Origin of the sequence: Paradevosia shaoguanensis, from assembly GCF_016801025.1 — a bacterium.
Taxonomy (GTDB): domain Bacteria; phylum Pseudomonadota; class Alphaproteobacteria; order Rhizobiales; family Devosiaceae; genus Paradevosia; species Paradevosia shaoguanensis.
Window position 1 is genome coordinate 4,559,852 of record NZ_CP068983.1, and the last position, 26,030, is coordinate 4,585,881.

Annotated in this window: 32 protein-coding genes; 19 read left to right on the plus strand and 13 right to left on the minus strand. The window is 64.4% G+C overall.

The genetic code is table 11. From position 1 onward, the window contains the following. Window positions 1–18: 18 nt before the first annotated feature. From fabF to fabD, 4 genes are all read right to left on the minus strand, one after another. Window positions 19–1,281: a beta-ketoacyl-ACP synthase II gene (gene fabF / locus JNE37_RS22140; RefSeq protein WP_035092165.1), complete on the minus strand. Its 1,263-nt coding sequence runs from the start codon at window positions 1,279–1,281 to the stop codon at window positions 19–21. A 30-nt stretch (window positions 1,282–1,311) separates the two neighbouring features. Continuing rightward, on the minus strand, window positions 1,312–1,548 hold the full coding sequence (locus JNE37_RS22145) for an acyl carrier protein (RefSeq protein WP_035034379.1): 237 nt from the start codon (window positions 1,546–1,548) through the stop codon (window positions 1,312–1,314). A 195-nt stretch (window positions 1,549–1,743) separates the two neighbouring features. Beyond that, window positions 1,744–2,481 carry a 3-oxoacyl-[acyl-carrier-protein] reductase gene (gene fabG / locus JNE37_RS22150; RefSeq protein ID WP_035092029.1) on the minus strand — a complete coding sequence of 246 codons (738 nt, stop codon included), beginning with the start codon at window positions 2,479–2,481 and terminating at the stop codon, window positions 1,744–1,746. A gap of 16 nt (window positions 2,482–2,497) precedes the next feature. After that, window positions 2,498–3,397: an ACP S-malonyltransferase gene (gene fabD / locus JNE37_RS22155; RefSeq protein ID WP_246513715.1), complete on the minus strand. Its 900-nt coding sequence runs from the start codon at window positions 3,395–3,397 to the stop codon at window positions 2,498–2,500. Between the two features lie 205 nt (window positions 3,398–3,602). On the opposite strand from fabD, the gene JNE37_RS22160 reads away from it, so the two are divergent. Beyond that, window positions 3,603–3,872, plus strand: coding sequence for a BrnT family toxin (locus JNE37_RS22160; RefSeq protein ID WP_203064859.1), 270 nt, complete (start codon window positions 3,603–3,605; stop codon window positions 3,870–3,872). Then, window positions 3,850–4,140, plus strand: a complete 291-nt coding sequence (locus tag JNE37_RS22165; RefSeq protein ID WP_203064860.1) for a BrnA antitoxin family protein — start codon at window positions 3,850–3,852, stop codon at window positions 4,138–4,140. The genes JNE37_RS22160 and JNE37_RS22165 overlap by 23 nt, the downstream gene beginning before the upstream one ends. A 35-nt stretch (window positions 4,141–4,175) precedes the next feature. Here JNE37_RS22165 and JNE37_RS22170 read toward each other — a convergent pair whose 3' ends face one another. Then, window positions 4,176–4,580: a hypothetical protein gene (locus JNE37_RS22170; RefSeq protein ID WP_197030238.1), complete on the minus strand. Its 405-nt coding sequence runs from the start codon at window positions 4,578–4,580 to the stop codon at window positions 4,176–4,178. Window positions 4,581–4,926: 346 nt separating this feature from the next. On the opposite strand from JNE37_RS22170, the gene rpsF reads away from it, so the two are divergent. From rpsF to rplI, 3 genes are all read left to right on the plus strand, one after another. Then, on the plus strand, window positions 4,927–5,328 hold the full coding sequence (rpsF, locus tag JNE37_RS22175) for a 30S ribosomal protein S6 (protein WP_203064861.1): 402 nt from the start codon (window positions 4,927–4,929) through the stop codon (window positions 5,326–5,328). 20 nt (window positions 5,329–5,348) lie between these two features. Continuing rightward, window positions 5,349–5,603, plus strand: a complete 255-nt coding sequence (rpsR, locus tag JNE37_RS22180) for a 30S ribosomal protein S18 (protein ID WP_035034390.1) — start codon at window positions 5,349–5,351, stop codon at window positions 5,601–5,603. A gap of 88 nt (window positions 5,604–5,691) precedes the next feature. Beyond that, window positions 5,692–6,282, plus strand: a complete 591-nt coding sequence (gene rplI / locus JNE37_RS22185) for a 50S ribosomal protein L9 (protein WP_035034392.1) — start codon at window positions 5,692–5,694, stop codon at window positions 6,280–6,282. A 54-nt stretch (window positions 6,283–6,336) separates the two neighbouring features. On the opposite strand, the gene arsC is transcribed toward rplI, so the two are convergent. The 4 genes from arsC to JNE37_RS22205 form a co-directional block, all read right to left on the minus strand. Further along, window positions 6,337–6,741 carry an arsenate reductase (glutaredoxin) gene (gene arsC / locus JNE37_RS22190; protein WP_203064862.1) on the minus strand — a complete coding sequence of 135 codons (405 nt, stop codon included), beginning with the start codon at window positions 6,739–6,741 and terminating at the stop codon, window positions 6,337–6,339. Continuing rightward, a complete protein-coding gene (gene arsB / locus JNE37_RS22195) occupies window positions 6,738–7,793 on the minus strand; it encodes an ACR3 family arsenite efflux transporter (RefSeq protein WP_203064863.1) in 1,056 nt (351 codons plus the stop codon). Before arsB ends, arsC begins: the two co-directional genes overlap by 4 nt. 11 nt (window positions 7,794–7,804) lie before the next feature. Then, window positions 7,805–8,158 (minus strand): ArsR/SmtB family transcription factor, encoded by a 354-nt coding sequence (locus tag JNE37_RS22200; protein ID WP_203064864.1) that lies wholly within the window; start codon window positions 8,156–8,158, stop codon window positions 7,805–7,807. A 143-nt stretch (window positions 8,159–8,301) separates the two neighbouring features. Continuing rightward, window positions 8,302–8,574, minus strand: a complete 273-nt coding sequence (locus tag JNE37_RS22205) for a hypothetical protein (RefSeq protein WP_035034398.1) — start codon at window positions 8,572–8,574, stop codon at window positions 8,302–8,304. A 158-nt stretch (window positions 8,575–8,732) separates the two neighbouring features. Here JNE37_RS22205 and JNE37_RS22210 point away from each other — a divergent pair, with 158 nt between their 5' ends. Continuing rightward, the gene (locus JNE37_RS22210) at window positions 8,733–9,623 is read left to right on the plus strand and encodes a LysR family transcriptional regulator (RefSeq protein WP_156046403.1); all 891 of its coding nucleotides are present in this window, start codon (window positions 8,733–8,735) and stop codon (window positions 9,621–9,623) included. On the opposite strand, the gene JNE37_RS22215 is transcribed toward JNE37_RS22210, so the two are convergent. Continuing rightward, a complete protein-coding gene (locus tag JNE37_RS22215; protein ID WP_203064865.1) occupies window positions 9,624–10,247 on the minus strand; it encodes a MarR family winged helix-turn-helix transcriptional regulator in 624 nt (207 codons plus the stop codon). It abuts the gene before it with no gap. A gap of 21 nt (window positions 10,248–10,268) precedes the next feature. Between JNE37_RS22215 and JNE37_RS22220 the strand changes: the two genes are divergently transcribed. From JNE37_RS22220 to JNE37_RS22230, 3 genes are read left to right on the plus strand one after another with little or no spacing between them, the layout of a single operon-like run. Continuing rightward, window positions 10,269–11,243: an ATP-binding cassette domain-containing protein gene (locus JNE37_RS22220; protein ID WP_203064866.1), complete on the plus strand. Its 975-nt coding sequence runs from the start codon at window positions 10,269–10,271 to the stop codon at window positions 11,241–11,243. A gap of 9 nt (window positions 11,244–11,252) precedes the next feature. After that, complete coding sequence (locus JNE37_RS22225; RefSeq protein ID WP_152571914.1) at window positions 11,253–11,501, plus strand: hypothetical protein; 249 nt, start codon at window positions 11,253–11,255, stop codon at window positions 11,499–11,501. Further along, window positions 11,498–12,256, plus strand: coding sequence for an ABC transporter permease (locus tag JNE37_RS22230; RefSeq protein WP_203064867.1), 759 nt, complete (start codon window positions 11,498–11,500; stop codon window positions 12,254–12,256). The genes JNE37_RS22225 and JNE37_RS22230 overlap by 4 nt, the downstream gene beginning before the upstream one ends. Before the next feature lie 24 nt (window positions 12,257–12,280). Here the strand turns inward: JNE37_RS22230 and JNE37_RS22235 are convergent, their stop codons facing one another. Further along, the gene (locus tag JNE37_RS22235) at window positions 12,281–13,270 is read right to left on the minus strand and encodes a YeiH family protein (RefSeq protein ID WP_246513431.1); all 990 of its coding nucleotides are present in this window, start codon (window positions 13,268–13,270) and stop codon (window positions 12,281–12,283) included. Between the two features lie 124 nt (window positions 13,271–13,394). Here JNE37_RS22235 and JNE37_RS22240 point away from each other — a divergent pair, with 124 nt between their 5' ends. The 10 genes from JNE37_RS22240 to JNE37_RS22285 all read left to right on the plus strand — a co-directional run bounded on the left by JNE37_RS22240 (window position 13,395) and on the right by JNE37_RS22285 (window position 23,644). After that, entirely contained in the window at window positions 13,395–14,276 is an 882-nt protein-coding gene (locus JNE37_RS22240; protein ID WP_203064868.1) for a LysR family transcriptional regulator, read from the plus strand. Window positions 14,277–14,449: 173 nt separating this feature from the next. Continuing rightward, on the plus strand, window positions 14,450–15,940 hold the full coding sequence (locus JNE37_RS22245) for a replicative DNA helicase (RefSeq protein ID WP_035092051.1): 1,491 nt from the start codon (window positions 14,450–14,452) through the stop codon (window positions 15,938–15,940). A 14-nt stretch (window positions 15,941–15,954) separates the two neighbouring features. Next, on the plus strand, window positions 15,955–17,088 hold the full coding sequence (alr, locus tag JNE37_RS22250; protein WP_035034414.1) for an alanine racemase: 1,134 nt from the start codon (window positions 15,955–15,957) through the stop codon (window positions 17,086–17,088). A gap of 446 nt (window positions 17,089–17,534) precedes the next feature. Beyond that, window positions 17,535–18,083 (plus strand): DUF1697 domain-containing protein, encoded by a 549-nt coding sequence (locus JNE37_RS22255; RefSeq protein ID WP_203064869.1) that lies wholly within the window; start codon window positions 17,535–17,537, stop codon window positions 18,081–18,083. After that, a complete protein-coding gene (gene radA / locus JNE37_RS22260) occupies window positions 18,084–19,487 on the plus strand; it encodes a DNA repair protein RadA (protein WP_203064870.1) in 1,404 nt (467 codons plus the stop codon). A gap of 47 nt (window positions 19,488–19,534) precedes the next feature. Next, the gene (locus tag JNE37_RS22265; protein WP_203064871.1) at window positions 19,535–19,816 is read left to right on the plus strand and encodes a hypothetical protein; all 282 of its coding nucleotides are present in this window, start codon (window positions 19,535–19,537) and stop codon (window positions 19,814–19,816) included. 3 nt (window positions 19,817–19,819) lie between these two features. Further along, window positions 19,820–20,530 (plus strand): HAD family hydrolase, encoded by a 711-nt coding sequence (locus tag JNE37_RS22270; protein ID WP_203064872.1) that lies wholly within the window; start codon window positions 19,820–19,822, stop codon window positions 20,528–20,530. A gap of 152 nt (window positions 20,531–20,682) precedes the next feature. After that, a complete protein-coding gene (locus JNE37_RS22275) occupies window positions 20,683–21,324 on the plus strand; it encodes a CvpA family protein (RefSeq protein ID WP_035092059.1) in 642 nt (213 codons plus the stop codon). A 92-nt stretch (window positions 21,325–21,416) separates the two neighbouring features. Beyond that, complete coding sequence (gene purF, locus JNE37_RS22280; protein ID WP_376742947.1) at window positions 21,417–22,898, plus strand: amidophosphoribosyltransferase; 1,482 nt, start codon at window positions 21,417–21,419, stop codon at window positions 22,896–22,898. Next, window positions 22,898–23,644, plus strand: a complete 747-nt coding sequence (locus tag JNE37_RS22285; protein WP_203064873.1) for an SDR family NAD(P)-dependent oxidoreductase — start codon at window positions 22,898–22,900, stop codon at window positions 23,642–23,644. Before purF ends, JNE37_RS22285 begins: the two co-directional genes overlap by 1 nt. Here JNE37_RS22285 and JNE37_RS22290 read toward each other — a convergent pair. Continuing rightward, the gene (locus JNE37_RS22290; protein WP_203064874.1) at window positions 23,641–24,660 is read right to left on the minus strand and encodes a phosphatase PAP2 family protein; all 1,020 of its coding nucleotides are present in this window, start codon (window positions 24,658–24,660) and stop codon (window positions 23,641–23,643) included. The genes JNE37_RS22285 and JNE37_RS22290 overlap by 4 nt on opposite strands. A gap of 89 nt (window positions 24,661–24,749) precedes the next feature. Next, complete coding sequence (locus JNE37_RS22295) at window positions 24,750–26,030, minus strand: hemolysin family protein (RefSeq protein WP_035034434.1); 1,281 nt, start codon at window positions 26,028–26,030, stop codon at window positions 24,750–24,752.

Genomic DNA, 26,030 nt, shown 5'->3' on the forward strand with positions numbered 1-26,030 from the left:
GGCGGGCTTGAAGAGGCCTCAGGCGACGCGGCTGAAAATCAGCGTCGCATTGGTGCCGCCGAACCCGAACGAGTTCGAAAGCGCCACGTTGATCTCTTTCTTCACCGCCTTGTGCGGCACGAGGTTGATCGCGGTCTCGACCGAAGGATTGTCGAGGTTGAGGGTGGGCGGAGCCATGCCGTCGCGGATCGCGAGCAGCGAGAAGATGGCTTCCACTGCCCCTGCGGCACCCAGGAGATGCCCGACGGCCGACTTGGTCGAGGACATGAGCACCTTGGATGCATGCTCACCGAGCAGGCGCGTCACCGCACCGAGCTCGATCTCGTCCCCGAGCGGGGTCGAGGTGCCATGGGCATTGATATAGTCGATGTCGGCAGGCTGGAGACCGGCGCGCTTCATGGCGGCCTGCATCGAGCGGTAGCCGCCATTGCCATCTTCGGCCGGAGCCGTGATGTGATGGGCGTCGCCCGACAGGCCGTAGCCGACGACTTCGCCGTAGATCTTGGCGCCGCGGGCCTTGGCCTGCTCGTATTCCTCGAGCACGACCACGCCGGCGCCCTCGCCCATCAGGAAGCCGTCGCGATCCTTGTCATAAGGGCGCGAGGCCCTTTCGGGCGTGTCGTTGAAGCCGGTTGTGAGGGCACGCACCGCGCAGAAGCCGGCGAAGGACAGCCGGTTGACCGGCGATTCCGCGCCGCCGGCGACCATCACGTCGGCATCGCCCAGCGCAATGAGGCGCGCGGCATCGCCGATGGCGTGCGAACCCGTCGAGCAGGCGGTGACCACCGAGTGGTTCGGCCCCTTGAGCCCGTGGCGGATCGACACCTGGCCGGAGACCAGATTGATGAGACGGCCAGGGATGAAGAAGGGGCTGATACGACGCGGGCCCTTTTCGGCCAGCGTAATGGAGGCTTCGTAGATGCCTCCGATGCCACCGATGCCCGACCCGATCAGGACGCCTGCGCGTTCCTGCTTGTCGGTGGTGGTGAGGTCGATTCCCGAGTCCTTGATGGCCTGGTCCGAAGCGGCCATGCCGTAGACGATGAAGGGGTCAACCTTGCGTTGCTCCTTCACCTCCAGCCAGTCATCAGGGTTGTACTTGCCCTCGGAATAGCTTCCCAATGGAATGCGGCCGGCGACCTGACAAGGCAGATCCTCGACATCGAAATCGTCGACGCGCTTTGCGCCGCTCTTTGAGGCAAGAATGTTGGACCAGACCGTCTCGACCCCCACGCCAAGTGGAGAGACGATACCCATTCCGGTGACAACGACGCGGCGCAATTCCATCAGACTATGACCGCTCGGCTGTGATTAACCGACAGCCTTGGTCAGGAAGGAAACGGCATCGCCGAAGGTCTGGATGGATTCAGCGGCGTCGTCCGGGATCTCGACCGAGAACTCTTCCTCGAAGGCCATCACCAGCTCGACCTGATCGAGCGAATCGGCGCCCAGATCGTCGATAAAGCTGGCCTTTTCCACGACCTTCTCCGGATCGACGTTGAGGTGCTCGACGACGATTTTACGGACGCGATCAGCGATATCGCTCATGCTTGACTTCCTTAGTTACCAAAATGGTTTTCGTTCATTCTGCCAGCGCTATACCCGGCACGACTGGGCAAGGCGCAGTTTAAGCGGACTGCGGTCAAACGGAAGCACGAAAAGGCGCTTCCAATGAGCAATCAAGCGGCGACCTAACACACTTTACGACCTTTGGCCAATACTGGAAACGCCGGTTTCCCGGCCTTAAAGCATAACCATGCCGCCGTTTACGTTGAGCGTGTGCCCAGTGATGTAGCCTGCGGCGTCGCTGGCCAGGAACACGGCACAGGCCGCAATCTCGTCGCCAGTGCCCAGCCGCGCGGCCGGAATGGTGGCGAGAATGGATTCGCGCTGCTTTTCATTGAGCTCGTCGGTCATGGCCGAGGCGATGAAGCCGGGCGCGATGGCGTTGACGGTGATGTTGCGCGAGGCAACTTCATAAGCCAGCGCCTTGCCCATGCCGATGAGCCCGGCCTTGGAGGCCGCGTAATTGCCCTGCCCCGGATTGCCGACGACGCCGACGACCGAGGAGATGTTGATGATGCGGCCGAAGCGCTGCTTCATCATGCCCCGCAGTACGGAGCGCGTCAGGTGGAAGGCGGCGGTGAGGTTCACCGCGAGCACCGAATCCCACTCCTCGTCCTTCATGCGCATGAAGAGGTTGTCGCGGGTGATGCCGGCATTGTTGACCAGGATATCGATGCCACCCAGCGCAGCTTCGGCCTGCGGCACGAGCTGGTCGACCGAGGCGAGATCGGAAAGGTTGCAGGGCAGGATCGGCGAATTGGCGCCGATCTCGCCGGCCACGGCTTCCAGCGCCTCGGTGCGCGTGCCGCTCAGGGCCACCGTGGCGCCGGCAGCCGCCAGGGCCTTGGCGATTTCGCGGCCGATACCGCCGCTGGCTCCGGTGACGAGGGCGCGCTTGCCGGTAAGGTCGAACATCGTGGTGGTCCTCTGGTTAGGCGTTGAGCGAGGCGACGAAGGCGTCGATATCGGCAGGCGTATTGAGCGCGCTCGCCGAGACATCGCCATTGATGCGCTTGGCGAGGCCGGTCAGCACCTTGCCCGTGCCCAGTTCGTAAAGCTGCGTGACGCCGCCCTCGCCGGTGAGCCAGGTGACGCTTTCAGTCCAGCGCACGCGGCCGGTCACCTGCTCGACAAGGCGTTCGGCGATCTCGGCCGGATCGATGATCGGGCGGGCAATGACGTTGGAGACTACCGGCACGACCGGGGCCTTCATCGTCACCGAAGCCAGCGCCTCGGCCATCACGGAGGCTGCAGGCGCCATGAGCTTGCAATGGAAAGGCGCGCTCACCGGCAGCAGCATGGCGCGCTTGGCGCCCTTTTCCTTGGCGATCTCGACGGCGCGCTCGATGGCGCCCACGGCGCCGGAGATCACGACCTGTCCGGGGGCATTGTCGTTGGCCACGTCACAGACCTCGCCTTGCGCAGCGGCATCGGCCACTTCCTGCGCCGTTGCCAGGTCGAGGCCCAGCAGCGCCGCCATGGCGCCGTGCCCAACCGGCACCGCCTGCTGCATGGCCAGCCCGCGCGTCCGCAACAATTGCGCTGCGTCACCCAGCGTGAAGGTGCCGGCTGCACAGAGCGCCGAATACTCGCCCAGCGAGTGCCCCGCGACATAGTCCGCCACTTCGGCGATCCGCACGCCCCTGCTCTCGAGCACGCGCACCACGGCCATGCTCACGGCCATCAGCGCCGGCTGGGCGTTCTCCGTCAGGCGCAGCGTCTCATCAGGACCTTCGAACATGAGGGTCGAAAGCTTCTGGCCGAGCGCGTCGTCCACTTCCTGGAAAACGGCGCGAGCCTCGGGATAGGCATCGGCCAGTTCCTTGCCCATGCCGACAGCCTGGCTGCCCTGCCCTGGAAATGTAAATGCGCGCTTGGTCAATCTGCCCTCCCGGTCGGGTGTACCCCGCCAGAAATTAGGCCGCGGGCGTCGATACTGTAAAGTTGGCGCGGCGTTTGCCCGCCGCGCGTGGCTAAGTCAAGGCGTGATTAGTGCCGATACACTTGTCCGGCCACCTAATCGTATATACATTGATATGCAGATCGAGTTCGACCCGCGCAAAGACGCCGCCAACATCGCCAAGCACGGCATTTCGCTGGCGCGCGCGGCTGAGATGGAAATGCTGGCCGCCGAGCCGGACACGCGCTTTGACTATGGCGAACAACGGTTTCGTGTCTGGGGCAGGATCGACGGTGCGTTCTACTGCCTTGCCCTGACCACGCGGAGCGGTGGAATTCGAGCCATCAGCCTGCGGCGAGCGCATTTGAAGGAGATGAGGCTTCATGTCCCGAAACAAGATTACTGACAAGGGCGATCCCGATGTCGTCTTCGATGACGACAATCCCGAATGGACGAAAGAAGACTTTGCGCGCGCTCGCCCACCGCACGAAATCTTCCCGCCTGAAGTCCTAGCGGCCTTCCCCAAGACCCGCGGTGCCCAGCAGGCACCGAAAAAGGTCGCGATTTCCATCCGGCTCAGCCAGGACGTCATCGACTTTTTCAAGAGCAGCGGTCCCGGCTGGCAGACCCGGATCGACGAAACCCTCAAAAAAGCCATCGGCGGGAAGCGCTAGGTTCCCGCCGAAAGCTTTAGGTCTGTTTCCAGATCTTACTGGATGCCAAGCGTCTGCTTGATGGCCTGCTCGGCGAGGTCGCCGGCCTGCTTGATCTGCTCGGCGGTCAGGTTCTGGGCCTTGGCGGCGTCCTCGGCGGCCTTGCGGGCGGCGTCGACGGCCTGCTGCTTCTGCTCGGGCGTCATGCTGGCGGCCTGCTGCTGGATGGCCTGCATCGCGGCTTCCGGGGTCATGGCAGCGCCATTGGCGGCCGGAGCGGCAGCGGGGGTCTCGGCGGCCGGAGCAGCCGGAGCCGGCGTTTCGGCAGCAGGAGCGGCCGGAGCCGGAGTGGTCGCAGCCGGGGTCGAGGTTTCAGCGGCGGGAGCGGCCGGCTTGTTGTCACAAGCAGCGAGGGCAAAAGCCGAAAGCAATGCAACAGGGAGGAGGAGCTTCGTGTTCACGACAAAATCTCTCATAATTTTCAATGAAGAAGGGTTTTGCGATAACAAGAGCATCTGGGCGACTTTGTGGTGGACCTGCGGCGGGAATGCGATTGTTCACAGCCGCGTGATGGCAGCGCGCATAAACCACACAAAGTCCTTGCCTTTCCGGTCCTTCCGCTCTATCTAGCGCACGCATTCGTTCGGCCGGGGGCTGAACGGAGGGTCGGTCTATGCCGATAGGAGCCAGGTGCTCCGGCCTCCCGTGTTCCCGCTCTTTAGAAGACAGCTTTGACGCCTTTCTATGGCTTCAAAGGGGCTCCGCGCCAGCGATGCGAGTTGAAACTCTAGTTTAGAAAGGCGCCTCATGGCCCTCTATGAACACATTTTCCTTGCTCGGCAGGACGTTTCTGCCCAGCAGGTCGAAGACCTCGTCAACAACCTGGCCGAAGTTCTCGCTTCGGGCGGCGGCAAGGTCACCAAGAACGAGTACTGGGGCCTCAAGTCGCTCTCGTACCGCATCAAGAAGAACCGCAAGGCTCACTACACCCTGCTCAACATCGACGCTCCCAGCTCGGCCGTTGCCGAGATGGAACGCCAGATGAGCATCAACGAAGACATCCTGCGCTACATGACCGTGCGCGTCGATGAACTCGAAGAAGGCCCGTCGGCGATGATGCAGAAGCGCGACGAGCGCTCCGATCGTGGCGACCGCAACGACCGTTTCGGCGGCCCCTCGGGCGACCGTCGTCCCCCGCGTCGCGCCTAATCGCAAAGGATAATTGAGCCATGGCAATTCGTGATCTGACCACCACCCAGGCCCGCCGTCCGTTCCAGCGCCGGCGCAAGACCTGCCCCTTCTCGGGCCCGAACGCCCCGAAGATCGACTACAAGGACGTCCGCCTGCTCTCGCGCTATGTGTCCGAGCGCGGCAAGATCGTCCCGAGCCGCATCACTGCGGTTTCCGCCAAGAAGCAGCGCGAACTGGCCCGTGCCATCAAGCGCGCCCGCTTCATCGGCATCATGCCCTACGCCGTCCAGTAAGCCTGGATTTTAGGGCACTCGTTGGGGTCGCGGATGGTCTGCGGCTCCTAACCGCCTTCGAGGCGGGACAGCCACAAGGAATATTCAGATGAAAGTCATTCTGCTCGAGCGCGTTGGCCGCACCGGCCATATCGGCGACGAAGTCACCGTCAAGGACGGCTACGCCCGTAACTTCCTGCTGCCGCAGGGCAAGGCGCTCCGCGCCACGGAAGCCAACCGCGCCAAGTTTGCCTCGGAACGCGCCAATATCGAAAAGCGCAATGCCGAGCGTCGTGAAGCCGCTGCTGGCATCGCTTCGGGCCTCAACGGCCACATCGTGACGATGATCCGCCAGGCCGGCGAAACCGGCCAGCTCTACGGTTCGGTCTCCTCGCGTGACGTTGCCGACGCCCTGATCGCCGATGGTTTCTCCGTCGCCCGTTCGCAGATCGATCTGGCCAACCCGATCAAGACCGTTGGTCTCCACTCGGTGGCTCTGCACCTCCACGCCGAAGTCGAAGTCTCGATCAAGGTGAACGTGGCCCGCTCGGAAGACGAAGCCGCTCGCCAGGCCCAGGGTGAAGACCTCACCGTGGTCGACTACGGCGACGACGAAGCCGCTGCCGCCTTCCAGGAAGAGCGTGAAATCGCTGCCGAAGACGAAGCTGCCGAAGAAGAGGCCGAGGCCAACCAGGCCTGATCCGCTTCCTCAAAGCCATACGAAAAGGCCGGAGCTCGCTCCGGCTTTTTTCTTTTACGGCGCCTCGATCATCTCGCCGTCTTCCTTGACGAAGCGGCCGATATGCGGATTGGGCAGGATCTCCAGCACCGCTTCGGACGGACGGCACAGCCGCACTCCTCGCTCCGTCACCACGATGGGCCGATTGATGAGGATCGGGTGGGCCATCATGAAGTCGATAAGCTCGCCGTCGCTCCACCGGGCATCATCCAGCCTCAGCTCCGCATAGGGCGTATCCTTGCGCCGCAGGAGATCGCGCACCTTTATGCCCATGGCGGCAATCAGCTCGACCAGCCGCTCCCGGCTGGGCGGCGTCCTGAGATATTCGACGACCTCGGGCTCCACCCCGCTCTGCCGGATCATCGCCAGCGTATTGCGCGAGGTGCCGCAATCGGGGTTGTGGTAGATGGTAATGGTCACGACGACGCCTCGCTGCTGATTGTCTTGTGCTGTCCGGCCTCGTACCAGCCCTTGCTGCGCCCGACGATCCAGACGACCGAGAGCATCACCGGCACCTCAATGAGCACGCCGACCACCGTGGCCAGCGCCGCGCCGGAGCCGATGCCGAAGAGACTGATCGCCGCCGCTACCGCCAATTCGAAGAAATTGCTCGCGCCGATAAGTGCCGACGGGCCGGCTACGCAATGCTGCTCTCCGGAGATTCGATTGAGTAGGTAGGCCAGCCCCGCGTTGAAATACACCTGCACCAGTATCGGCACCGCGATGAGCGCGATCACCAGCGGTTGCTCGATTATGCCCTGCCCCTGGAATCCGAACAGCATGACCAGCGTCGCCAGCAGCGCCACGAGGCTGATCGGCTGGATGGCTGCGAGTGTCCGATCAAACGCCCCCTCGCCTCCACGAGCCAGCACGACCCGCCGCGCAACCTGCGCAACAATCACTGGCACGACGATATAAAGCACCACGGACAGAACCAGCGTATCCCAGGGCACGATGATCGCGGAAAGCCCCAACAACAATCCGACGATGGGCGCGAAGGCCACCACCATGACCACGTCATTGAGCGCCACCTGTGACAGGGTGAAATGCGGCTCGCCTCCGACAAGATTCGACCAGACGAAGACCATCGCCGTACACGGCGCCGCGGCCAGGATAATCAGCCCGGCAATGTAGGAATCAATCTGGTCGGCCGGCAGGAAAGGCCGGAAAAACACCGACAGGAACAGCCAGCCGAGCAAGGCCATCGAGAACGGCTTCACCGCCCAGTTTATGAACAACGTCACACCGATCCCGCGCCAGTGTGCGCCCACCTTGCCGAGCGCGGCAAAGTCGATGCGCATGAGCATCGGAATGATCATCAACCAGATCAGGACCGCCACCGGCAGGTTGACGCTGGCGAATTCAAAGCGGGACAGGCCAGCGAAGAGTCCGGGGACGAAATACCCCAGCCCGACGCCGACCACGATGCATAGTGCGACCCAGAGTGAAAGATAGCGTTCGAAGCGGCTCATCATGCCCTCGGCTAGCAGCAATCGCCGCCGGGACGGCAGCCATTGGTCAATTGGGTCAGGACCGGGGCGCAGACTTCCGGGTGTCCATTGCAGCAATCGCTGAGCATGAACAGCATCAGCTCGCGAAACGCCGGCAGGTCCGCGCGGTAGATGATCGAGCGGCTCTGCCGTTCGCCTCTCACCAACCCGGCCCGCGCCAGGGTCGCCAGATGCGAAGACATGGTGTTCTGGGGGATGCCGAGCCGTTCGGCCAGGTGTCCGGCCGCCATCCCCTCCTCCCCCTTGCTGGCGAGGAGACGAAAGACCTCGAGCCGGGTTGGCTGGCCGAGAGCGGCAAGTGCTTCGATAGCGCTATTATTATCCATATATCGAGAATTATCGATATATCAGACGGAGTCAACCGCGAAAAAAAAGCCGGGCATCTTGTCTCGGAGAGAGAGAAGAGCCCGGCAGGGTCAGGAAACTGGGCCGACGGCAAAATCGGCCCGGGAGATTGGTTACGGCAGGGTTAGTACCGGAACCAAGAACGTGCCCGTACAGACCGTCGCGCTGAAAGCTGCGCGCCGGCGTTGCGATCGGGGTTTTCGACAGCGTCCAGAATGTCCTGGCGGGAGATGCCGAGGTCATCCAGACGGAAATCTTCGAGCTCGAGGAGAGTCGCGAGCGCCAATCTCTGTGAGCGCGCTTTGCGGCTTTTTTCGAGCCAGCGCGCGAAGGCCGCGAACGGGCTTCTGGAAATTGCGGTCGCAGACGACCGCTCGCCTGACAGCAAGTAGGCCATTGGACTTCTCCGATTTGTTCAAGGTCCCGCGGGGGAGGAGCGGGAAGACACGGCAACGGTCTATCCGCCACCAGTGACAGGAGGATTACGCGCTGGACTTCCATTCGTCCAACAAATACATTTCATCCCACGCATCAATTTCAGTGATGGAGGTCCGAGTGACCGCTCCTCTCGATCTCGACCAGCTCCAGACCTTCTGCGCCATTGCCGATTGCGGCTCGTTCACCGAGGCGGCGCGTCGCGTGCACAAGACCCAATCGGCCGTCTCCATGCAGATCAAGCGGCTCGAGGAGCGGCTCGGCCAGGAACTGTTCCTGCGCGACGGTCGCTCGATCGTTCTCACCAATGAAGGCGAGGCGCTCTATTCCCGCGCCCGCCGCATGCTGCGCCTCAATGCGGAGATCGTCGATCTCTTCTCAGATGAAGACCTCGCCGGCTCGATTCGCTTCGGTGTGCCGGACGATTATGCCGTGCGCCTGCTGCCGGTGATTCTCTCCAGCTTCCAGCGCACCCATCCGCGCATCATGGTGGAGGTGAGCTGCCAGCCATCCGAGGAACTGCTCGATGGCATGACGCGCGGGCGCTATGATCTCATCGTCTTCACTCAGGGTACGCACCAGGAATTCGGCGAGCTCTTCCGCACGGAACGTATGTTCTGGGTCGCGTCCCATGGCGGCCGGGCCCTCGCGACCGATCCCCTGCCCCTTGCCTGCGGCGGCCCGTCCTGCTGCTGGCGCGGCAACGCCACTGACGTCCTCAACCGCGCCAACCGGGACTATCGCGTCGCCTATACCTCGTCCAACGCCACTGCCATCGCCAGCGCCGTGCTGGCCGACCTCGCCGTCGGCTTCCTGCCGGAGAGTGCGCTACAGCCCGGTATGCGGGTGATTTCAGAGGACAAGGGCCTGCCCCGCCTGCAGGACGCGCAGATTGCCATCATGCGGGCGAGCCACGCCTATGGCGGCATCTATGATGCGCTGGCCACCCATATCGTGGCCAGCATGGGCAATCTCGAGGGCCACGAGCAGCCCGCCGAGGCGGCCGAGTAGCTATTCGCTTTCCAGCGGCGGCAGGTTCCTGATCGTCGCCACAAGGTCGGGTGCGCTGCTGATGGCGGCGCGCTCGAAGGCTCGCGCCTGGATCAGCCGTTCCGTCAGGTCCTTGCTGCGCGGATCCGTGTGCTGCTTGAGGATGTCGGCCATGTGCCGCTGAATGATCGAGCCGCCTTCGAGGAATCGCACGATGGCCGCGACCTGGTCGGGCGCGAAGGTTGCCAGCACGTTCGGCCCCAGCGCCGCGTAATGTCCGAAAATCCGTTCGATGATGGCCCGGGTCGCTTCGGTCGTTTCGATCCACACCTTGCGCCGATCGTCCTTGTCGCGCAGGCGCTGTACGTAGCCGGCCGCCTCCAAGCGATCGATCACCACGGTCACCGCCCCAGTAGTCAAACCGCTCTCTGCTGCCAGTTGCCCGGCGGTGATGCGGCCGAAGCGGTCGATAATGTCCACGCAACGTCCGTCGGTACGGTTGATTCCCAGGAACTGACTCAAGGCCTCGTCGAAGATATCGGAGGCCGCCTGATTTTCCCGCACCGCGATGGTCAGCCGATCCTGTGGAACCGGTCGCGCTTGCCTTGACAATTTAATATCTTTATTCATAAGATAATTATACATTAAGATTTCCGAGAGGTCCAGATGACCGGCGTTGACGAAGGCGAGACCATCATCGAGGCCCGGGGCCTCAAGCGCACCTACAAGGCGCGCAAGACGCTGGTCGAGGCTGTGCGCGGGGTCGACCTCACCGTGCGCAAGGGCGAGATCGTGGGTTTTCTCGGACCGAACGGCGCCGGCAAGACCACCACTCTCAAGATGCTGACGACCCTGCTCGAACCCACCGGCGGCAGCGCCGTGGTGGCCGGCAGCGACCTGCGCCAGGATCCGGTCGGCGTGCGTCGCAAGATCGGCTATGTCAGCCAGGCCGGCTCGACCTCCCCCGAAGCGCGAGTCGGCGAGGAGATCGTCTCGCATGCCTGCCTCTATGGTATCGAGCCGTCCGTCTCCAGGCAGCGCGCGCAAGACCTGCTCGCGGCCCTCGACCTCCCCGATATCTGGGAGCGCTCCTGCGGTTCGCTTTCGGGCGGCCAGCGCCGGCGGCTCGATATCGTCATGGGGCTCATTCATCAGCCCGTGCTCGTTTTCCTCGACGAGCCCTCCACCGGCCTCGATCCGCAGAGCCGGGCCAATCTCTGGACGCATATCCGCAAGCTGCGCGACGACCTGGGCACCACGGTCTTCCTCACCACCCATTACATGGACGAGGCGGATTCCCTTGCCGACCGCATCCTCATCATCGACCAGGGCCAGATCGTCGCCGAGGGCACGCCGGCCGAGCTCAAGAAGCGCGTCTCTGGCGACACGCTGACCCTCACGCTCCGTACGGAAGCCGACGCTACGCGCACTGGAGAGATCGCCGCGCAGGCGGCGGGCGCCGATACGCCGATCGTCGATGCTAACGTTGTCCGCTTCCACGTGCCCGACGGCGCTTCCGCCCTGCCCCATGTGCTGAGCGACCTGGTCAAGGCCGGCATCGAAGCCATTGGCGTGGAAGTCAACCGGCCCACGCTCGACGATGTCTTTCTCACCCTCACCGGCAGGTCGCTCCGCGACTAGGACAAGGAAATGACCCTCTCTCGACAACAAAGCCAATCGATCGTTCGTACCGTCGCGCAGGTGATGGATGAGCTCGATCGCTCCTGGCTCGACCTCAAGGGCAAGTGCTCGGACGCCGATTTTGCCGAATACGGCAGCAAGGTCGCCGCCGCGCTCGACAACCTGTCCTGCGATGTCCTCGTGCCGATCTTCCAACAGCACCCGGAACTCGAGCCGCTCACGGACGAGGACCTGATGCAACCGGAGCAAGAGCAATGACCTTCCTTCGCGATACCTGGATCATCTTCGCGCGCGCCATGCTGCTGTCCCTGCGCCAGCCGCTCTGGGTGCTGATCGGGCTGATGCAGCCCATCCTCTATCTCACCCTTTTCGGCCCGCTGCTGCAGACCGTGGCCGCCAATTCCGGCTTCGAGGGCGATGCCTGGCAGGTCTTCGTGCCGGGCCTGCTCGTCCAGCTCGGCATTTTCGGCGGGCTCTTCGTCGGCTTCGGCATCATCGCCGAATGGCGCTCGGGCGTCATCGATCGCCAGATGGTTACCCCGGCGCCCCGCACCGCCCTCATTGCCGGGCGCACACTGCGCGACGTGGTCGTCATCGTCGTGCAGGCCATCGTGCTCGTCGTCGCCGCCTATTTCTTCGGCCTGCGCGTACCGCCGGGCGCCTTGTTCATCGGCCTCGTGCTGATTGCGCTGCTCGGCGCCGCCTTCAGCTTCATCTCCAACGCCATCGGCATCGCCACCAAGAGTGAGGATGCGCTGGCGCCGCTGGTCAACGCACTGGCGCTGCCGATCCTGCTGCTTTCAGGCATCCTGCTGCCGATGACGCTGGCGCCGCGCTGGCTCCAGATTCTCTCGGACTTCAACCCCTTCAAGCACATCGTCGATGCGCTGCGCGCCGTCTTCCGCGGCGATTTCAGCAGCCCCATCGTCTTCATCGGGCTGGGGCTCGCCATCGCGCTCGTCGTCATCGGCGCCTGGTTCGGCAACCGCGTCCTCGCCGCCCAGACCAAGTAGCCGGCGGGGGCCGCTGGTCGGCCCCTACCCGACGACCAGAATGGCGACGATCGCAAGCCCGGCCAGCAGCACCAGCGAGCCGCCTGCCGCCAGGCTCACCGGCCCGCCGGCCTTGCCGAGCGCCCGCAGGTCGACGCCCAGGCCCAAGGCCGCCATCGAAAGCGCCGTCAGCGCGTGAGAGCCCACCGCGCTCGCCTCCGAAACGCCGTCCGGCACCAGCCCTGCCGTCCGCGCCAGCATCAGCCCGACAAAGCCGAGGATGAACCACGGCAGCATTTCATGCGCCTTGGGTCCCTTCCCTGCCTCGCCGCGGCTCAGCAGCGCCACCAGCACGCAGACCGGCCCGAGCATGAGAACCCGCGTCAGCTTGACGATGGTGCCCGTATGCAGCGCCACCAGGCTCGCCGCCGACGTCGCCGCAACCACCTGCGGCACGGCATAGACCGTGAGCCCCGCCAGCACGCCGAACCGTTCATCCGAAAACCCGATCATGCCCGCCAGCACCGGCAACAGCAGCACGGTCAGGATACCCAGCACCGCCGTGAACCCGATGGAAGCCGCCACGTCCTCGCCCTTCGCCCCGATCACCGGCGCCACCGCCGCGATCGCCGAATTGCCGCAGATGGAATTGCCGCAGGCGATCAACGTTGCCAGCTTCGGCTCCAGCCCCAGCAGGCGCCCCAGCCCGTAGCTGGCGGGAATGCTCACCGCCACCACGGCCACGATCGCCATCAGCATCGGCAGCCCCGCCGCGTAGAGCGCCGTCGCGCTCGTCGTCGCTCCCAGCAACACGATGCCGATTTCGAGCAGCGTCTTGGCCGAGAAGCCCAGCCCCGGCATGAACTTCGCCGAGGGCGTCCACAGCGTCCGCACGATGCTGCCCAGCAGGATGGCCAGCACCAGCGTATCGAGCCAGCTCCGCCCGACCAGCGCCGCCTGGGCTCGGTCGAGACCGAATGCTACGAGAGCGACGATTGCGCTAAGAACGATCCCCCAGGCGACATTTCTGGGCAACAAATTTCCAGGATAGGTAGGCACGGCGAGTATTCCTTTCGCCGCGCAACCTGCTCGCCCTCTTCCATCGGGTCCAACGCATAGTTATCGTGGGTTCAATCGCTTTTCTCGATCAGTTCCCGCCATGACCCTCGAACAATTGCGTGTCTTCGTCGCCGTCGCCGAGCGCCAGCACGTGACCAGGGCCGCCGCCGCCCTCAACATGACGCAGTCGACCGCCAGCGCTGCGCTGGCGGCGCTCGAAAGCCGGCACGGCACCAGGCTCTTCGATCGCGTCGGCCGCGGCCTCGCGCTCAACGATGCCGGCCGCACGCTCCTGCCCTATGCCCGCGAAGTCCTCCTCGCAGCCAACCGCGCCGAAGAAGCCCTGAGCGACCTGGCCGGCCTGCGCCGCGGCACGCTGCGCATCGGCGCCAGCCAGACCGTCGCCAGCTATTGGCTGCCCCAACGCATGGTCCGCTTTTCCGAGATGCACCCGCTCATCGACCTGACGCTGGAAGTCCAGAACACTTCGCAGGTCGCCGCCGCCGTCCTCAGCGGAGAAGCCGACCTTGGCCTGGTTGAAGGCCCCGTCCGCAGCCCGGAGCTCGAAGTCACACCCATCGCCACCGACAGCCTCGCCCTCGTCGCCGCCGCCAGCCATCCGCTGGCCGGCCGCGATGTCGGCCTCGACGACCTACGCGGCGAGCGCTGGGTGATGCGCGAGATGGGTTCGGGCACGCGGCAGGTCGCCGAGGAATCCCTCAAGCGCCTCGGCTTCGCCCCCGGCGAAATCCGCATCGCGCTCGAACTTCCCTCCAACGAAGCCGTCATCTCCGCCGTTCGCACCGGCGGTCTCCTTACGGTACTCTCCGAAGTCACCGTTGCCGCCGCCCTCGCCACCGGCACTCTCGTGCGCCTGCCGATAGAACTTTCGACTCGTTCCTTCTCGCTCGTCACCCATCGCGAGCGCCAACAAAGCCAGGCAGCACAGGCCTTTGCGCGGATGCTGCTCGCCGGCACGTGAGGCCCCGCGAGTCGCCTTCCGCTCAATTCGGGGAGATCAACAACCTATCGTTGGGTTTTCCCCGCTATCCTTAAAGACCACAGCGGATTGATTCGGTGCTTCGCGCCGGGCGACTGGCCCTTGCCGACTCCGCCCCACACGCTAAGAAATCCTTAAGGATCGGGAACTGACCAATGGCAGCTGCAGAACCACTTCGTATTGTGCAACCCGGCGATGAAAAGGCTTATCGGCTGGCGCCTCACAACGTGGAAGCCGAACAGGCGCTCCTCGGCGCCATTCTCGTCAACAACGAAGCCTTCTATCGCGTCTCCGACTTCCTCGAGCCGGACCATTTCTACGAGCCGATCCACCGGCAGATCTACGAGATCTGCTCCAAGATCGTGCGCGCCGGCAAGATCGCGACGCCGCTGACGGTCAAGACGTTCCTGCCCGAAAACCTCCTGCCCGATGTCACCATGCCGCAATACCTGGCAAAGCTGGCGGCCGAGGCGACCACCGTCATCAACGCGCAGGACTACGGCCAGTCCGTTTATGATCTCGCCCTGCGCCGCAACCTCATCATCATCGGCGAGGAAATGACCGCGACGGCCTATGAGGCCGACGTGGAAATGACGCCGGAAAAGCAGATCGAGGAGGCCGAGCGCGCCCTCTACGACCTCGCCGAAAAGGGCCGCTATGACGGCGGATTCCAGCCGTTCAATTCGGCCCTCAAGGACGCCATCTCGATGGCGGGCGAAGCCTATGGCCGCGACGGCTCGCTCTCGGGCCTAGCCACCGGCCTCACCGACCTCGACCGCCTCATGGGCGGCCTGCAGCGTTCGGACTTGATCATCCTCGCGGCGCGACCCGCCATGGGCAAGACCTCCCTCGCCACCAACATCGCCTTCAACGTCGCCAAGGCCTACAAGACTGCCGTGCAGGCGGATGGCCACATGAAGCCGGTTGACGGCGGCGTCGTCGGCTTCTTCAGTCTCGAAATGAGCTCGGAACAATTGGCGACGCGTATTCTCGCCGAGCAGGCCGAGATTTCGTCCTCCGACATCCGTCGCGGCAACATTCACGAGAGCCAGTTCTCCAAGCTCGTGGATACCTCCAATCTCATGGCACAGGTGCCGCTCTTCATCGACGACACCGGCGGCATCTCGATCGGCCAGCTCGCCGCCCGCGCCCGTCGCCTCAAGCGCCAGAAAGGTCTCGACCTTCTGATCGTCGACTATCTCCAGCTCCTTTCTGGCTCCAAGAAGTCCTCGGACAACCGCGTGCAGGAACTGACGGAAATCACCACCGGCCTCAAGGCTCTGGCCAAGGAACTGGAGGCGCCGATCATCGCGCTCTCCCAGCTCTCCCGTCAGGTGGAAAACCGCGACGACAAGCATCCGCAGCTCGCCGACCTTCGCGAATCCGGCTCCATCGAGCAGGACGCCGACGTGGTGCTGTTCGTGTACCGCGAGGAATACTACCTCAAGAACAAGGAGCCCAAGGAAGGGACTCCCGAGCACCTGCAATGGCAGGCCGAAATGGAACAGGTGCATGGACGCGCGGAAGTGATTATTGGTAAGCAGCGCCATGGACCTACGGGCACGGTCCAGCTGTCGTTCGAGGCCAATCTCACGCGCTTCGGAAATCTGGCGCGCTCTGACTATCTGCCCGAACGCATGGAATAGGTTCGGACCACCACATGGCTATGCCACCTTCCCCCGTCACCAGCGGGCGTCTGACGATCGATCTGGCGGCGCTGGCCCGCAACTGGCGCGCCCTCGACAAGGTGAGCGCCGGGGCCCTGACCGGTGCCGTCGTCAAGGCCGATGCCTATGGCACCGGCCTCATTCCGTCCGCGACCGCCTTCTACGAAGCGGGCGCGCGCTTCTTCTTCACCGCCACGGTCGATGAAGCCGTTACGCTGCGCGAGACCCTGCCCAAGGCCCATATCTTCGTGCTCGGCGGGCTTTTTCCGGGCGCGGCCAATCTCTACATCGAAAACCGGCTGATGCCGGCCCTCTGCTCGCTACCCATGCTCGAGGAATGGCTGGCCGCCTGCGTCGCGCGCAACGAAGCGCTGCCGGCCGCTCTGCATTTCGACACCGGCATGGGCCGCACCGGCTTCCGCCTCAACGAAGCCAGCATCGTCCGTCGCCAGATCGATTCCCTCGGCTTCGCGCCGCAGATGATCATGAGCCACCTGGCCTGCGCCGATACGCCCGCGCACGAGAAGAACCGCACCCAGCTCGCGCTCTTCCAGTCGGTCATGGCGCAGTTCCCCGGCATCCCGGCCTCACTCGCCAATTCCGCCGGCCTCATGACCGGGCGCGACTATCACTTCCAGATGGTCCGGCCCGGCATCGCCCTCTATGGCGGCCGCGCCGTCAGCGGCCGGCGCAATCCGATGTCGCAGGCGGTGACGCTCGAAGTGCCGATCCTCCAGGTCAAGGAAGCCAGGACCGGCGAGACCATCGGCTACGGTGCTTCCTACAGCCTCAACCGCGACAGCCGCATCGCCGTCCTCGGCATGGGCTATGCCGACGGCTTCTTCCGCAATCTCTCGGGCACCAACACTCGCCCCGGCGGCAAGGTCGCCTATCGCGGCCGCGTCCTGCCGGTCATCGGCCGCATCTCGATGGACCTGACCGTGGTCGACATCACGGACCTCGGCCACGACATCCCCCTCCCCGGCGAACTGATGGAAGTCCTCGGCCCCCACATCACCGTCGACGACCAGGCCGACATCGCCGGCACCATCGGCTACGAAATCCTGACCTCGCTCAGGTTGGGCCGCTTCACCCGCCACTATGTGGGGATGCCGGAAGAGGAATAGGCGTGGGGTGCGAGCCTCCCCTCTGATCCAGAGCCACGCCGCCGGCAGCGGAGCTTCGGTGACAGAGCTTCAACGACGGCGCTTCTGTTCCATCGAAGTGCTGTTTTTGGAGGAGCAGTGTTCCACCCAGCACCTCCCCCACCAACACATCTCCCCTACTTCCACATCTTCCCCCACCACCGCACTTCCCCGGCCGGAGAGCCGGGGCCCACGGATATCTCCACTCGGATGGAGGGGTGCAATAGGCCCCGGGTCTTCGCCCGGGGAAGTTCCGTGCGTAAGAAACAACCTTGGCGCCGTTGGCCCTGGCCCCCTGGCCCCAAAAAGGGAGGGGTTTTGATCCAGCGGAGCGAAGTGATTAAGAGGCCCGGTCACCCAATGTTCCCATTTCGTTCTTGCCCTCCCGCTTATTCTCCGCTATCGCTCCCTGATACGGAGAGCCGGTCATGAACACATACGTCATCCTGCTGCGGGCGATCGGGCCGATCACCCACAAGGTGATGTCGATGACGCAATGGCGTGACGCCGTCGCCGCGGCCGGCTTCCCGGACCCTGCGACCTACCTCGCCACTGGCAACATGATCGCCACCGGCCCCGGCACCATCGAGACCGTCACCGACCACATGAATCGCGTGGTGCGCGATCTCGGCCTTGCCGAATCCAACGTCGCCGTCGTCCGCCGCCCAGCCGAGTTGCGCGCCGTACTCGATGCCAACCCGTTTCCCGAGGCTGCCGCCGACCGCCCCAGCCAGATGCAGGTCTTCTTCTTCGCCGACCGCCAACCGGATTTCAGCTGGACGGCCGATCACGGCGGGCCGGAGCTCTTTGCTGTGGTGGATGGACATCTGGTCGTCGATTATTCCGGGCGAATCTCGGAAAGCTCGCGGCTCGGCAATCTCATCGAAAAACGCTGCGGCCCCGGCACCGGCCGCAACTGGAATACGCTCAAGGGCCTCGTCGAACGCGCCACGGCCCGCGAAGAAAAGGACACGTGATTGGCCAAAGCCAAGTCGAGTTTCGTCTGTCAGGCCTGCGGTTCGGTCTATCCGCGCTGGCTCGGCCGCTGCGAGAGCTGCGGCGAGTGGAACACGATCGTGGAGGAACTGGTCGATAGCGGCGTCGGCGCCGGCCCCAAATCGACCAGGGGCAATGGCCGCCCGACAACGCTCGTGCCGCTGGCCGGGGAAACCGAATCCGCCGCCCGCGTCGTTACCGGCATTGCCGAGCTCGATCGCGTCACTGGCGGCGGCTTCGTCATGGGCTCGACCATCCTAGTCGGCGGCGATCCCGGCATCGGCAAGTCCACCCTCCTCCTCCAGGCGGCCGCCGCGCTCGGCGATCGCGGCAAGCGCGTCATCTACGTCTCGGGCGAAGAGGCCGTGGCCCAGGTACGCCTGCGCGCCCAGCGTCTCGGGCTCGGCGACAAGCAGGTCCACCTAGCCGCCGAAACCAACGTGGAAACCATCCTCGCCACCCTCGAACAGGGTCCGGCGCCCGATCTCGTCATCATCGATTCCATCCAGACCCTCTGGACCGACCGCGTCGAGAGTGCGCCCGGCACCGTCACGCAGGTGCGCACCTCCGCCCAGGCCCTGACGCGCTTCTCCAAGAAATCCGGCGCCGCCGTGGTGCTGGTCGGGCACGTCACCAAGGACGGCCAGATCGCTGGCCCCCGCGTTGTCGAGCACATGGTCGACGCGGTGCTTTATTTCGAGGGCGACGCCAGCCACACCTTCCGCATCCTGCGCGGCGTCAAGAACCGCTACGGCGCCACCGACGAAATCGGCGTCTTCGAGATGACGACGCTCGGCCTTTCCCAGGTCGCCAACCCCTCCGCGCTGTTCCTCGACCAGCGCGACGAGGGCGCCGCCGGCTCGGCGGTCTTCGCCGGCATGGAGGGCACGCGCCCCATTCTCATCGAGGTTCAGGCGCTCGTGGCGCCCTCTCCGCTCGGCACGCCGCGCCGCGCCGTGGTCGGCTGGGATTCCTCGCGCCTATCGATGATCCTTGCAGTACTCGAAACCCGGTGCGGCGTCCGCATCGGCGCCAACGACATCTACCTCAACGTCGCCGGTGGCCTCAAAATCAACGAGCCGGCCGCCGATCTCGCCATCGCCGCCGCGCTTATTTCCTCGCTCACCGATTCCCCGCTCCCCTCGGACTCGGTCTATTTCGGCGAAGTCTCCCTGGCCGGCGGCATCCGGCCGGTCGTCCATTCCGGCCTGCGCCTGCGCGAAGCCCAGAAGCTCGGCTTCGCCGCCGTCTCGACCGGCCGCCTCACCAATGGCGACAAGAATTCGGGCCTCACTGTCTCGGAATTCACCAACCTCGCCGAACTCGTCGGCCGCATCGCCGCATCGGGCCGCAAGCGCGCACAGCAGCCGGCCGAGGTGGAGTGACAAATGGCCGGGCTGATCTCATCGCCAAATATGCATAGACTGATGCCATGCTCATAACCGCCCACGTCCGCAATATCCTCCTCGACTATTGGGACCCCAATTCCGTCCGCAACGTGCCCAAGGCCAAGGGCGAGTACGATGCCTATATCGGCCAGATCCTGCGCGACGTGTCTGCCGGCGCCAGCGAGGAGCGTCTGGCCAATTACCTGCTGCGCATCGAGACCGAAGTGCTCAAGCAGGCCGGCGACCGCGATCGCGCCATGTTCGTGGCGCAGAAGCTCCTCGCCAATGACCAGATGACCATCGAATTGCAGGACGACGAAGACTAGACCATGGCCGCAGAACCGATCACCGGCGTCCTTTTCGATCTCGACGACACCCTTCTCGATCACCGCGGCGCCGCCCGCGCGGCCCTCGCTACCTGGACGGCCCAGCTCGGCCTCATCGGCGCGCTGGAAGAGTTCGAGGCCCGCTGGCTGCATTTCGAGACCATCTATTATCGCAAGTACCAGGCGCGCGAGCTCACCAATGCCGAGCACCGCCGCGCCCGTATCCGCGAATTCCTCGCCCCGCGTCTTTTCGCCGACGACATCGAGGCCGACCAGGCCTTCGAGGGTTATTGGAAGGCCTATGTCGCCTCCTGGCGCGCGTTCGACGATGCCGTCAGCGCCGTCGAGCGCGCCCGCCGGGCGGGCCTTGCCGTCGGCATCCTCACCAATGGCGATGCCACCAACCAGGGCCTCAAGGTCTCCACTACCGCCCTCGCCCCACTCGACCTGCGCATCTTCGCCTCGTCCGACCTGCCCGCCGCCAAGCCGCACGCGGCCGCCTTTCACGCCGCCTGCGATGGTCTGGGCGTGCGGCCCTCGCGCTGCCTCATGGTCGGCGATTCCTGGGAGAACGACATCGAAGGCGCCCGCGGCGCCGGCCTGCCCGTCGCCTTCCTCGATCGCTCGGGCATGGCGCGCGACGATACTCCGACGCTGGCCTCGCTCGACGCGCTCGATTTCGCCCGGCTCGACCTTCTCCTCGGTCGCCATTAAGCGCAACCCGCCCCGACAATACCCAGCAGGCGCCCCATTCCTGCCGTGCTTTCTGGGAACAAGGCCTCTCGTCGGCCAAGTCTGCCTTGGCATCGGCGCAGGAAGCGGTTAAACGAAGGCCGAGCAATGAACTCGGGGCAAACGGGCATACCATGCTGACAGCATTCGATGTGGGGATCGGCATCCTGGTCTTGATCTCGGCGATCCTCGCCACGGCGCGCGGCCTCACGCGCGAAGTGCTATCGCTTGCCACCTGGGCCGGTTCGGCAGCCATTGCCATCTATATGTGGCAATATCACCCCGAAATCGCCCGCGGATATATCCAGGAGCAGATCGTCGCCGACGTCGCTACGGTCGTGGTCACGTTCATCATCGCGTTGATCGTCCTCCACCTCATCACCATGCGCATCGCCGATTTCGTGGTCGATAGCCGCATCGGGCCGCTCGATCGCACGCTCGGCTTCGTGTTCGGCGTGCTGCGCGGCGTCGTGATCGGCGTGGTGGCGGTCATCTTCGGCGTCTGGCTCATGGGCTCGAACCTGCCGTCCTGGGCCGCCAATTCCAAATCGCTTCCCATTCTCCAGGGTTTCGGGGATTCCATGATCGCGGCGCTGCCGCCGAACCTGGAAGAACAGGTCAACGCCATTCTCAAGCGCGGCAAGGGCGCGGTGTCGCCGGACGACACGGCTCCGGTCGACGAAGGCACCGATGCCGGCGAGAACGACAGCCCGTTCCCCGATCAGCCGACGCCACCCGCGTCCGTGGGGAACCAGCCGGCAAATACGCCGGCATGATGGAAATCGGGGTGAGAGCATAGCTCGCCCAACTCGGACCGCGCTGGCGGTCCGAGCCGTTTTTGGACCGCAAGGAGCCGATGGTGCTGCCCATGCAAGACGATCATTTCGATATCGACGGCGACACGCTGCATGAGGAATGCGGCGTGTTTGGCATTTTGGGGCACCCCGAGGCAGCAACCCTCACGGCCCTGGGTCTGCATGCCCTCCAGCACCGCGGGCAGGAAGCGGCCGGCATCGTCACCTTCGATGGTCGCCAGTTCCACTCCGAGCGCCAGCTCGGGCTCGTGGGCGACCACTACACCAATCCGGCCACCCTCGCCCGCCTCCCCGGCCACATGGCCATGGGACACGTGCGCTACTCCACCACCGGCGAAACCATCCTGCGCAACGTGCAGCCGCTTTTCGCCGAGCTCGAAGTGGGCGGCATCGCCATTGCCCATAACGGCAACTTCACCAACGGCCTGACCCTGCGCCGCCAGCTCATCGCCAGCGGCGCCATCTGCCAGTCCACCTCCGATACCGAAGTGGTGCTCCACCTCATCGCCCGTTCGCGACGCCAGTCGTCCAGCGACCGATTCCTTGATGCGATCGGGCACCTCGAAGGCGCCTATGCGCTCGTGGCCCTCACCCGCACCAAGCTCATCGGCGCCCGCGATCCCAACGGCATTCGTCCGCTGGTGCTGGGCGAGCTCGACGGCAAGCCCATCTTCGCGTCGGAAACCTGCGCGCTCGACATCATCGGCGCCAAGTTCGTGCGCGATGTCGAGAACGGCGAGGTCGTTATCTGCGAGATGCAGGCCAATGGCGAGATCACCATCGAATCCATCAAGCCGCGCGTGCCGGTGCGCGAGCGGGTATGCCTCTTCGAATATGTCTATTTCGCCCGCCCGGATTCGGTCGTGGCCGGCCGCTCCGTCTATGGTGCCCGCAAGCGCATGGGCATCAACCTAGCCCAGGAAGCGCCGGTCGAGGCGGATGTCGTCGTGCCCGTGCCCGATGGCGGCACGCCGGCGGCCATCGGTTATGCGCAGGCGAGCGGCATTCCGTTCGAACTCGGCATCATCCGCAACCACTATGTCGGCCGCACCTTCATCGAGCCGACCCAGTCCATCCGTGCTTTCGGCGTCAAGCTCAAGCATTCGGCCAATCGCGCCGAGATCGCGGGCAAGCGCGTCGTGCTGGTTGACGATTCCATCGTGCGCGGCACCACCTCGGTCAAGATCGTGCAGATGATCCGCGAGGCCGGCGCCAAGGAAGTGCATATCCGCGTCGCCAGCCCGATGATCTATCACTCGGACTATTACGGCATCGACACGCCCGATCCGGAAAAGCTGCTGGCCAACCAGTATGCCGATATCGAGGCGATGTGCCGCTATATCGGGGCGGATTCGCTGCAGTTCCTCTCGATCGACGGCCTCTATAAGGCCGTTGGCGGGGAGCCACGCAATCCGCTCGCGCCGCAATTCACCGACCACTACTTCACCGGGGAATATCCGACCCCGCTGACTGACCTGAATGGGCGGCAGAAGAACGAACCCAAGCAGATTTCGCTCATGAGGGAAGCAGGTTAATGGCTAAGGCACCCGCAAAGGGGCAGGACCTCCACGACAAGGTCGTGCTGGTCACCGGCGCATCGCGCGGTATCGGTTATGCGGCAGCGCTGGAAGCGGCGCGGCGCGGGGCGCATGTGGTCGCCGTCGCCCGCACTGTCGGCGGCCTCGAGGAGCTCGACGACGAAATCCAGGACCTGGGCGGCTCGACCACGCTCGTCCCGCTCGACCTCAAGGACGGCGAAGCCATCGATCGCCTGGGCGCCGCGATCTTCGAGCGCTGGGGTAGCCTTGACGGCCTCATCGCCAATGCCGGCATGCTGGGCACGCTCAGTCCCCTGCCGCACATTGCGCCCGAGGAGTTCGACAAGGTTTTCGCCACCAACGTCACTGCCAATTTCCGGCTGATCCGCTCGATGGACCTGCTGCTGCGCCAGTCCGTGGCCGGCCGCGCCGTCTTCGTCAGCAGCGGTGCCGCCACCAATCCGCGCGCCTATTGGGGCAGCTATGCCGCCAGCAAGGCGGCGCTCAATGCGCTGGTCAAGGTCTACGCCGAAGAGATGGGCAATACTCCGGTCAAGGCCAACGTCTTCTACCCCGGCCAGGTCCGCACCGCGATGCGCGCCAAGGCCATGCCCGGCGAAGACCCCGACACCCTGCCCTCTCCCAAGACCATCGCCCCGGCCCTGGTCGACATGGTGAGCCCCAACTACGCCGAGAACGGCAAGCTCTTCAACGTGAAGTCCGGCGAGCTGACGGCTCTCTAGGCGGGCTGCATTAGCTTGCCATCCGAGTGCACCTGGGCGCCGCGAGCGCCCGGGAGTCGGCTGGCGCCCCACCAGATGAGGCTGACCGCTATGAACGAGAAGTATCCGTCAAGCGCGTAGTGCCAGCCCAGGAATATGGAGCCGATGAAGATGGCTCCTAGGTAAGCCCAGCCGATGACACCCGCTCGACGGTCAAAGCTGAAGAGCATATGCGCGTTCAGCGTTGCCACGGCGATGTGCATGCTAGGCATTGCCGATATCCCCGACCCCATTCGTACGGCACTGCTCATGTAGCTGTCATAAAGATAGCTCGTGGCTTCGGCCATGTAGCTGCCGACCGCGCTGCCGTCAAAAACAAGGCGCGTTAGCGCGGCAAAGCGGTCGTCCATATAGATGCGCTCATAGAAAACCGGCCCCACTGACGAGAAGATTGTGGCGGCTGCGGTTCCCAGCAGACAGAACGTAAGCGCCATCGCCCAAAAATAGCGCATGCGAAAAGCCTGGTTCGGCAGCAGAGCAACGAATCCCATGAGGCCGAACCATTGGATGAACCAAACCGGGCCATAGAGAAATGCCAGGGGGTAGTGCGCCCATGCCGGAACGATTGCCCTGGCCAGCAATCCTGGATCCCCTCCGTGCACCATGCGATCGAGCTGAGCCAGGATTGGATCGGCATAGAATGGCACGAATTCAGGTATCAGCACCTTGAACGTCGTGAAGGCCGAAACCCCGAGCATGCAAAGAAGCACTACGAGAACCACGCGCAGCAGGCTTTCCCGTGTGGTGTCCAGGATGAACGAGAACGGCGCCGCTGGGCGTAGCAACAGGGATGCAACAGCCACGCCGGCCGCCAGAATGGGCGGGAGTATTATGGCTTGGGACAGATAGCTCTCGAGGTAGGCAAGATACCTCCAAGGGGCCGCTATTGCTGCGGCCACGGCGAAAGCGAGAACTAGAGCAGGCAACGCCAACTGCCCAGGCTGACGCCTGGCATGAGTGTCGACCGCAATAGTCATTTCCGAGCCCCCTAACGCTATGCTCGCAGGGTGATCCTGCGAGCTTGCAAAGGCGTTAAGCGAGTTCGTTCATTCGTCGAGGTTGTGTACTACTCACCCATTCGCGACATCAGGATCTTGTCGATCCGGCGCCCGTCCAGGTCCACCACCTCGAACTTCCATTCGCCGCGCTCGAAGGTTTCGCCGACGGCCGGCAGATGGTTGATCTGCGACAGCACATAGCCCGCCACCGTCTCGTACTTGGCGTCGCGCGGCACGGCGATGCCCATGCGGTCGCTGAACTCGTCGACCGGCATCCAACCCGAGACCAGGAACGAGCCATCGTCGCGCTGCACCACGGCAGGCTCGGAGCCCTCTTCTTCCTGGAAGACGCCGGTAATGGCTTCGAGCAGGTCGCCCGAGGTCACGATGCCCTCGAAGTGCCCGTACTCGTCAAAGACCAGCGCCATGTGCACCACCGAGGCGCGCAGCGCCCTGACCACGCCTAGTGCGTCCGTACGGTCCATCACCACCGGCGCCGGCTGCACCAGCTTGCGGATATCGAGCGGTTTGTCCTCGGCGAAGACTTCCACCAGGTCCTTGACCGCCAGCACGCCGATGATCGTATCGGCATCGCCGTCCTGCACCGGCAGACGTGAGCGATGGGTCTGGCGGATGGTCTTGCGGATCTCGTCGGGGTCGTCCGAGAGGTCGATCAGTTCCACATCGCGGCGCGGCGTCATGAGGCCGCGGGCCGAGCGGTCGGCCAGGCGCATCACGCCCGTGATCATCGAGCGTTCGTCGCTCTCGAGCACGCCGGCACTCTCCGCCTCGGCGATGATGGTCTTGACCTCTTCCTCGGTCACCTTCTCTTCCTGCTCGCCGCCCTGGCCGATAGCGGCCAGCACGGCCTTGCCCGAGACATCGAGCAGCCAGACGAGGGGAGCAGCGATAGTCGCGATCATGGCCATGGCCGGAGCCACGCGCGTCGCGATGCCTTCCGGATCGCGCAGGGCGATCTGCTTGGGCACGAGCTCGCCGATGATCAGCGAGAGGTAGGTGATGATGACGACGACGATGCCGACGCCAAGGGCGTCAGCGGCGCCCAGCGGTACGCCGACCGTTGCCAGGTAGCTGGCAAGACGCGAACCGAGGGTGGCGCCCGAGAAGGCGCCCGAGAGCACGCCGACCAGCGTGATGCCGATCTGCACGCTCGAGAGAAATCGCCCCGGGTTCTCCGTAAGGCGAATGGCGGTCTCGGCCCCCTTCCGTCCATCGGCGGCCAGGACTTTGAGGCGCGCCGGGCGTGAAGACACGACCGCAAGCTCGGACATTGCGAGCAGGCCGTTCACAAGCGTCAGAACGGCAATGATCAGTATTTCGAGGAACAA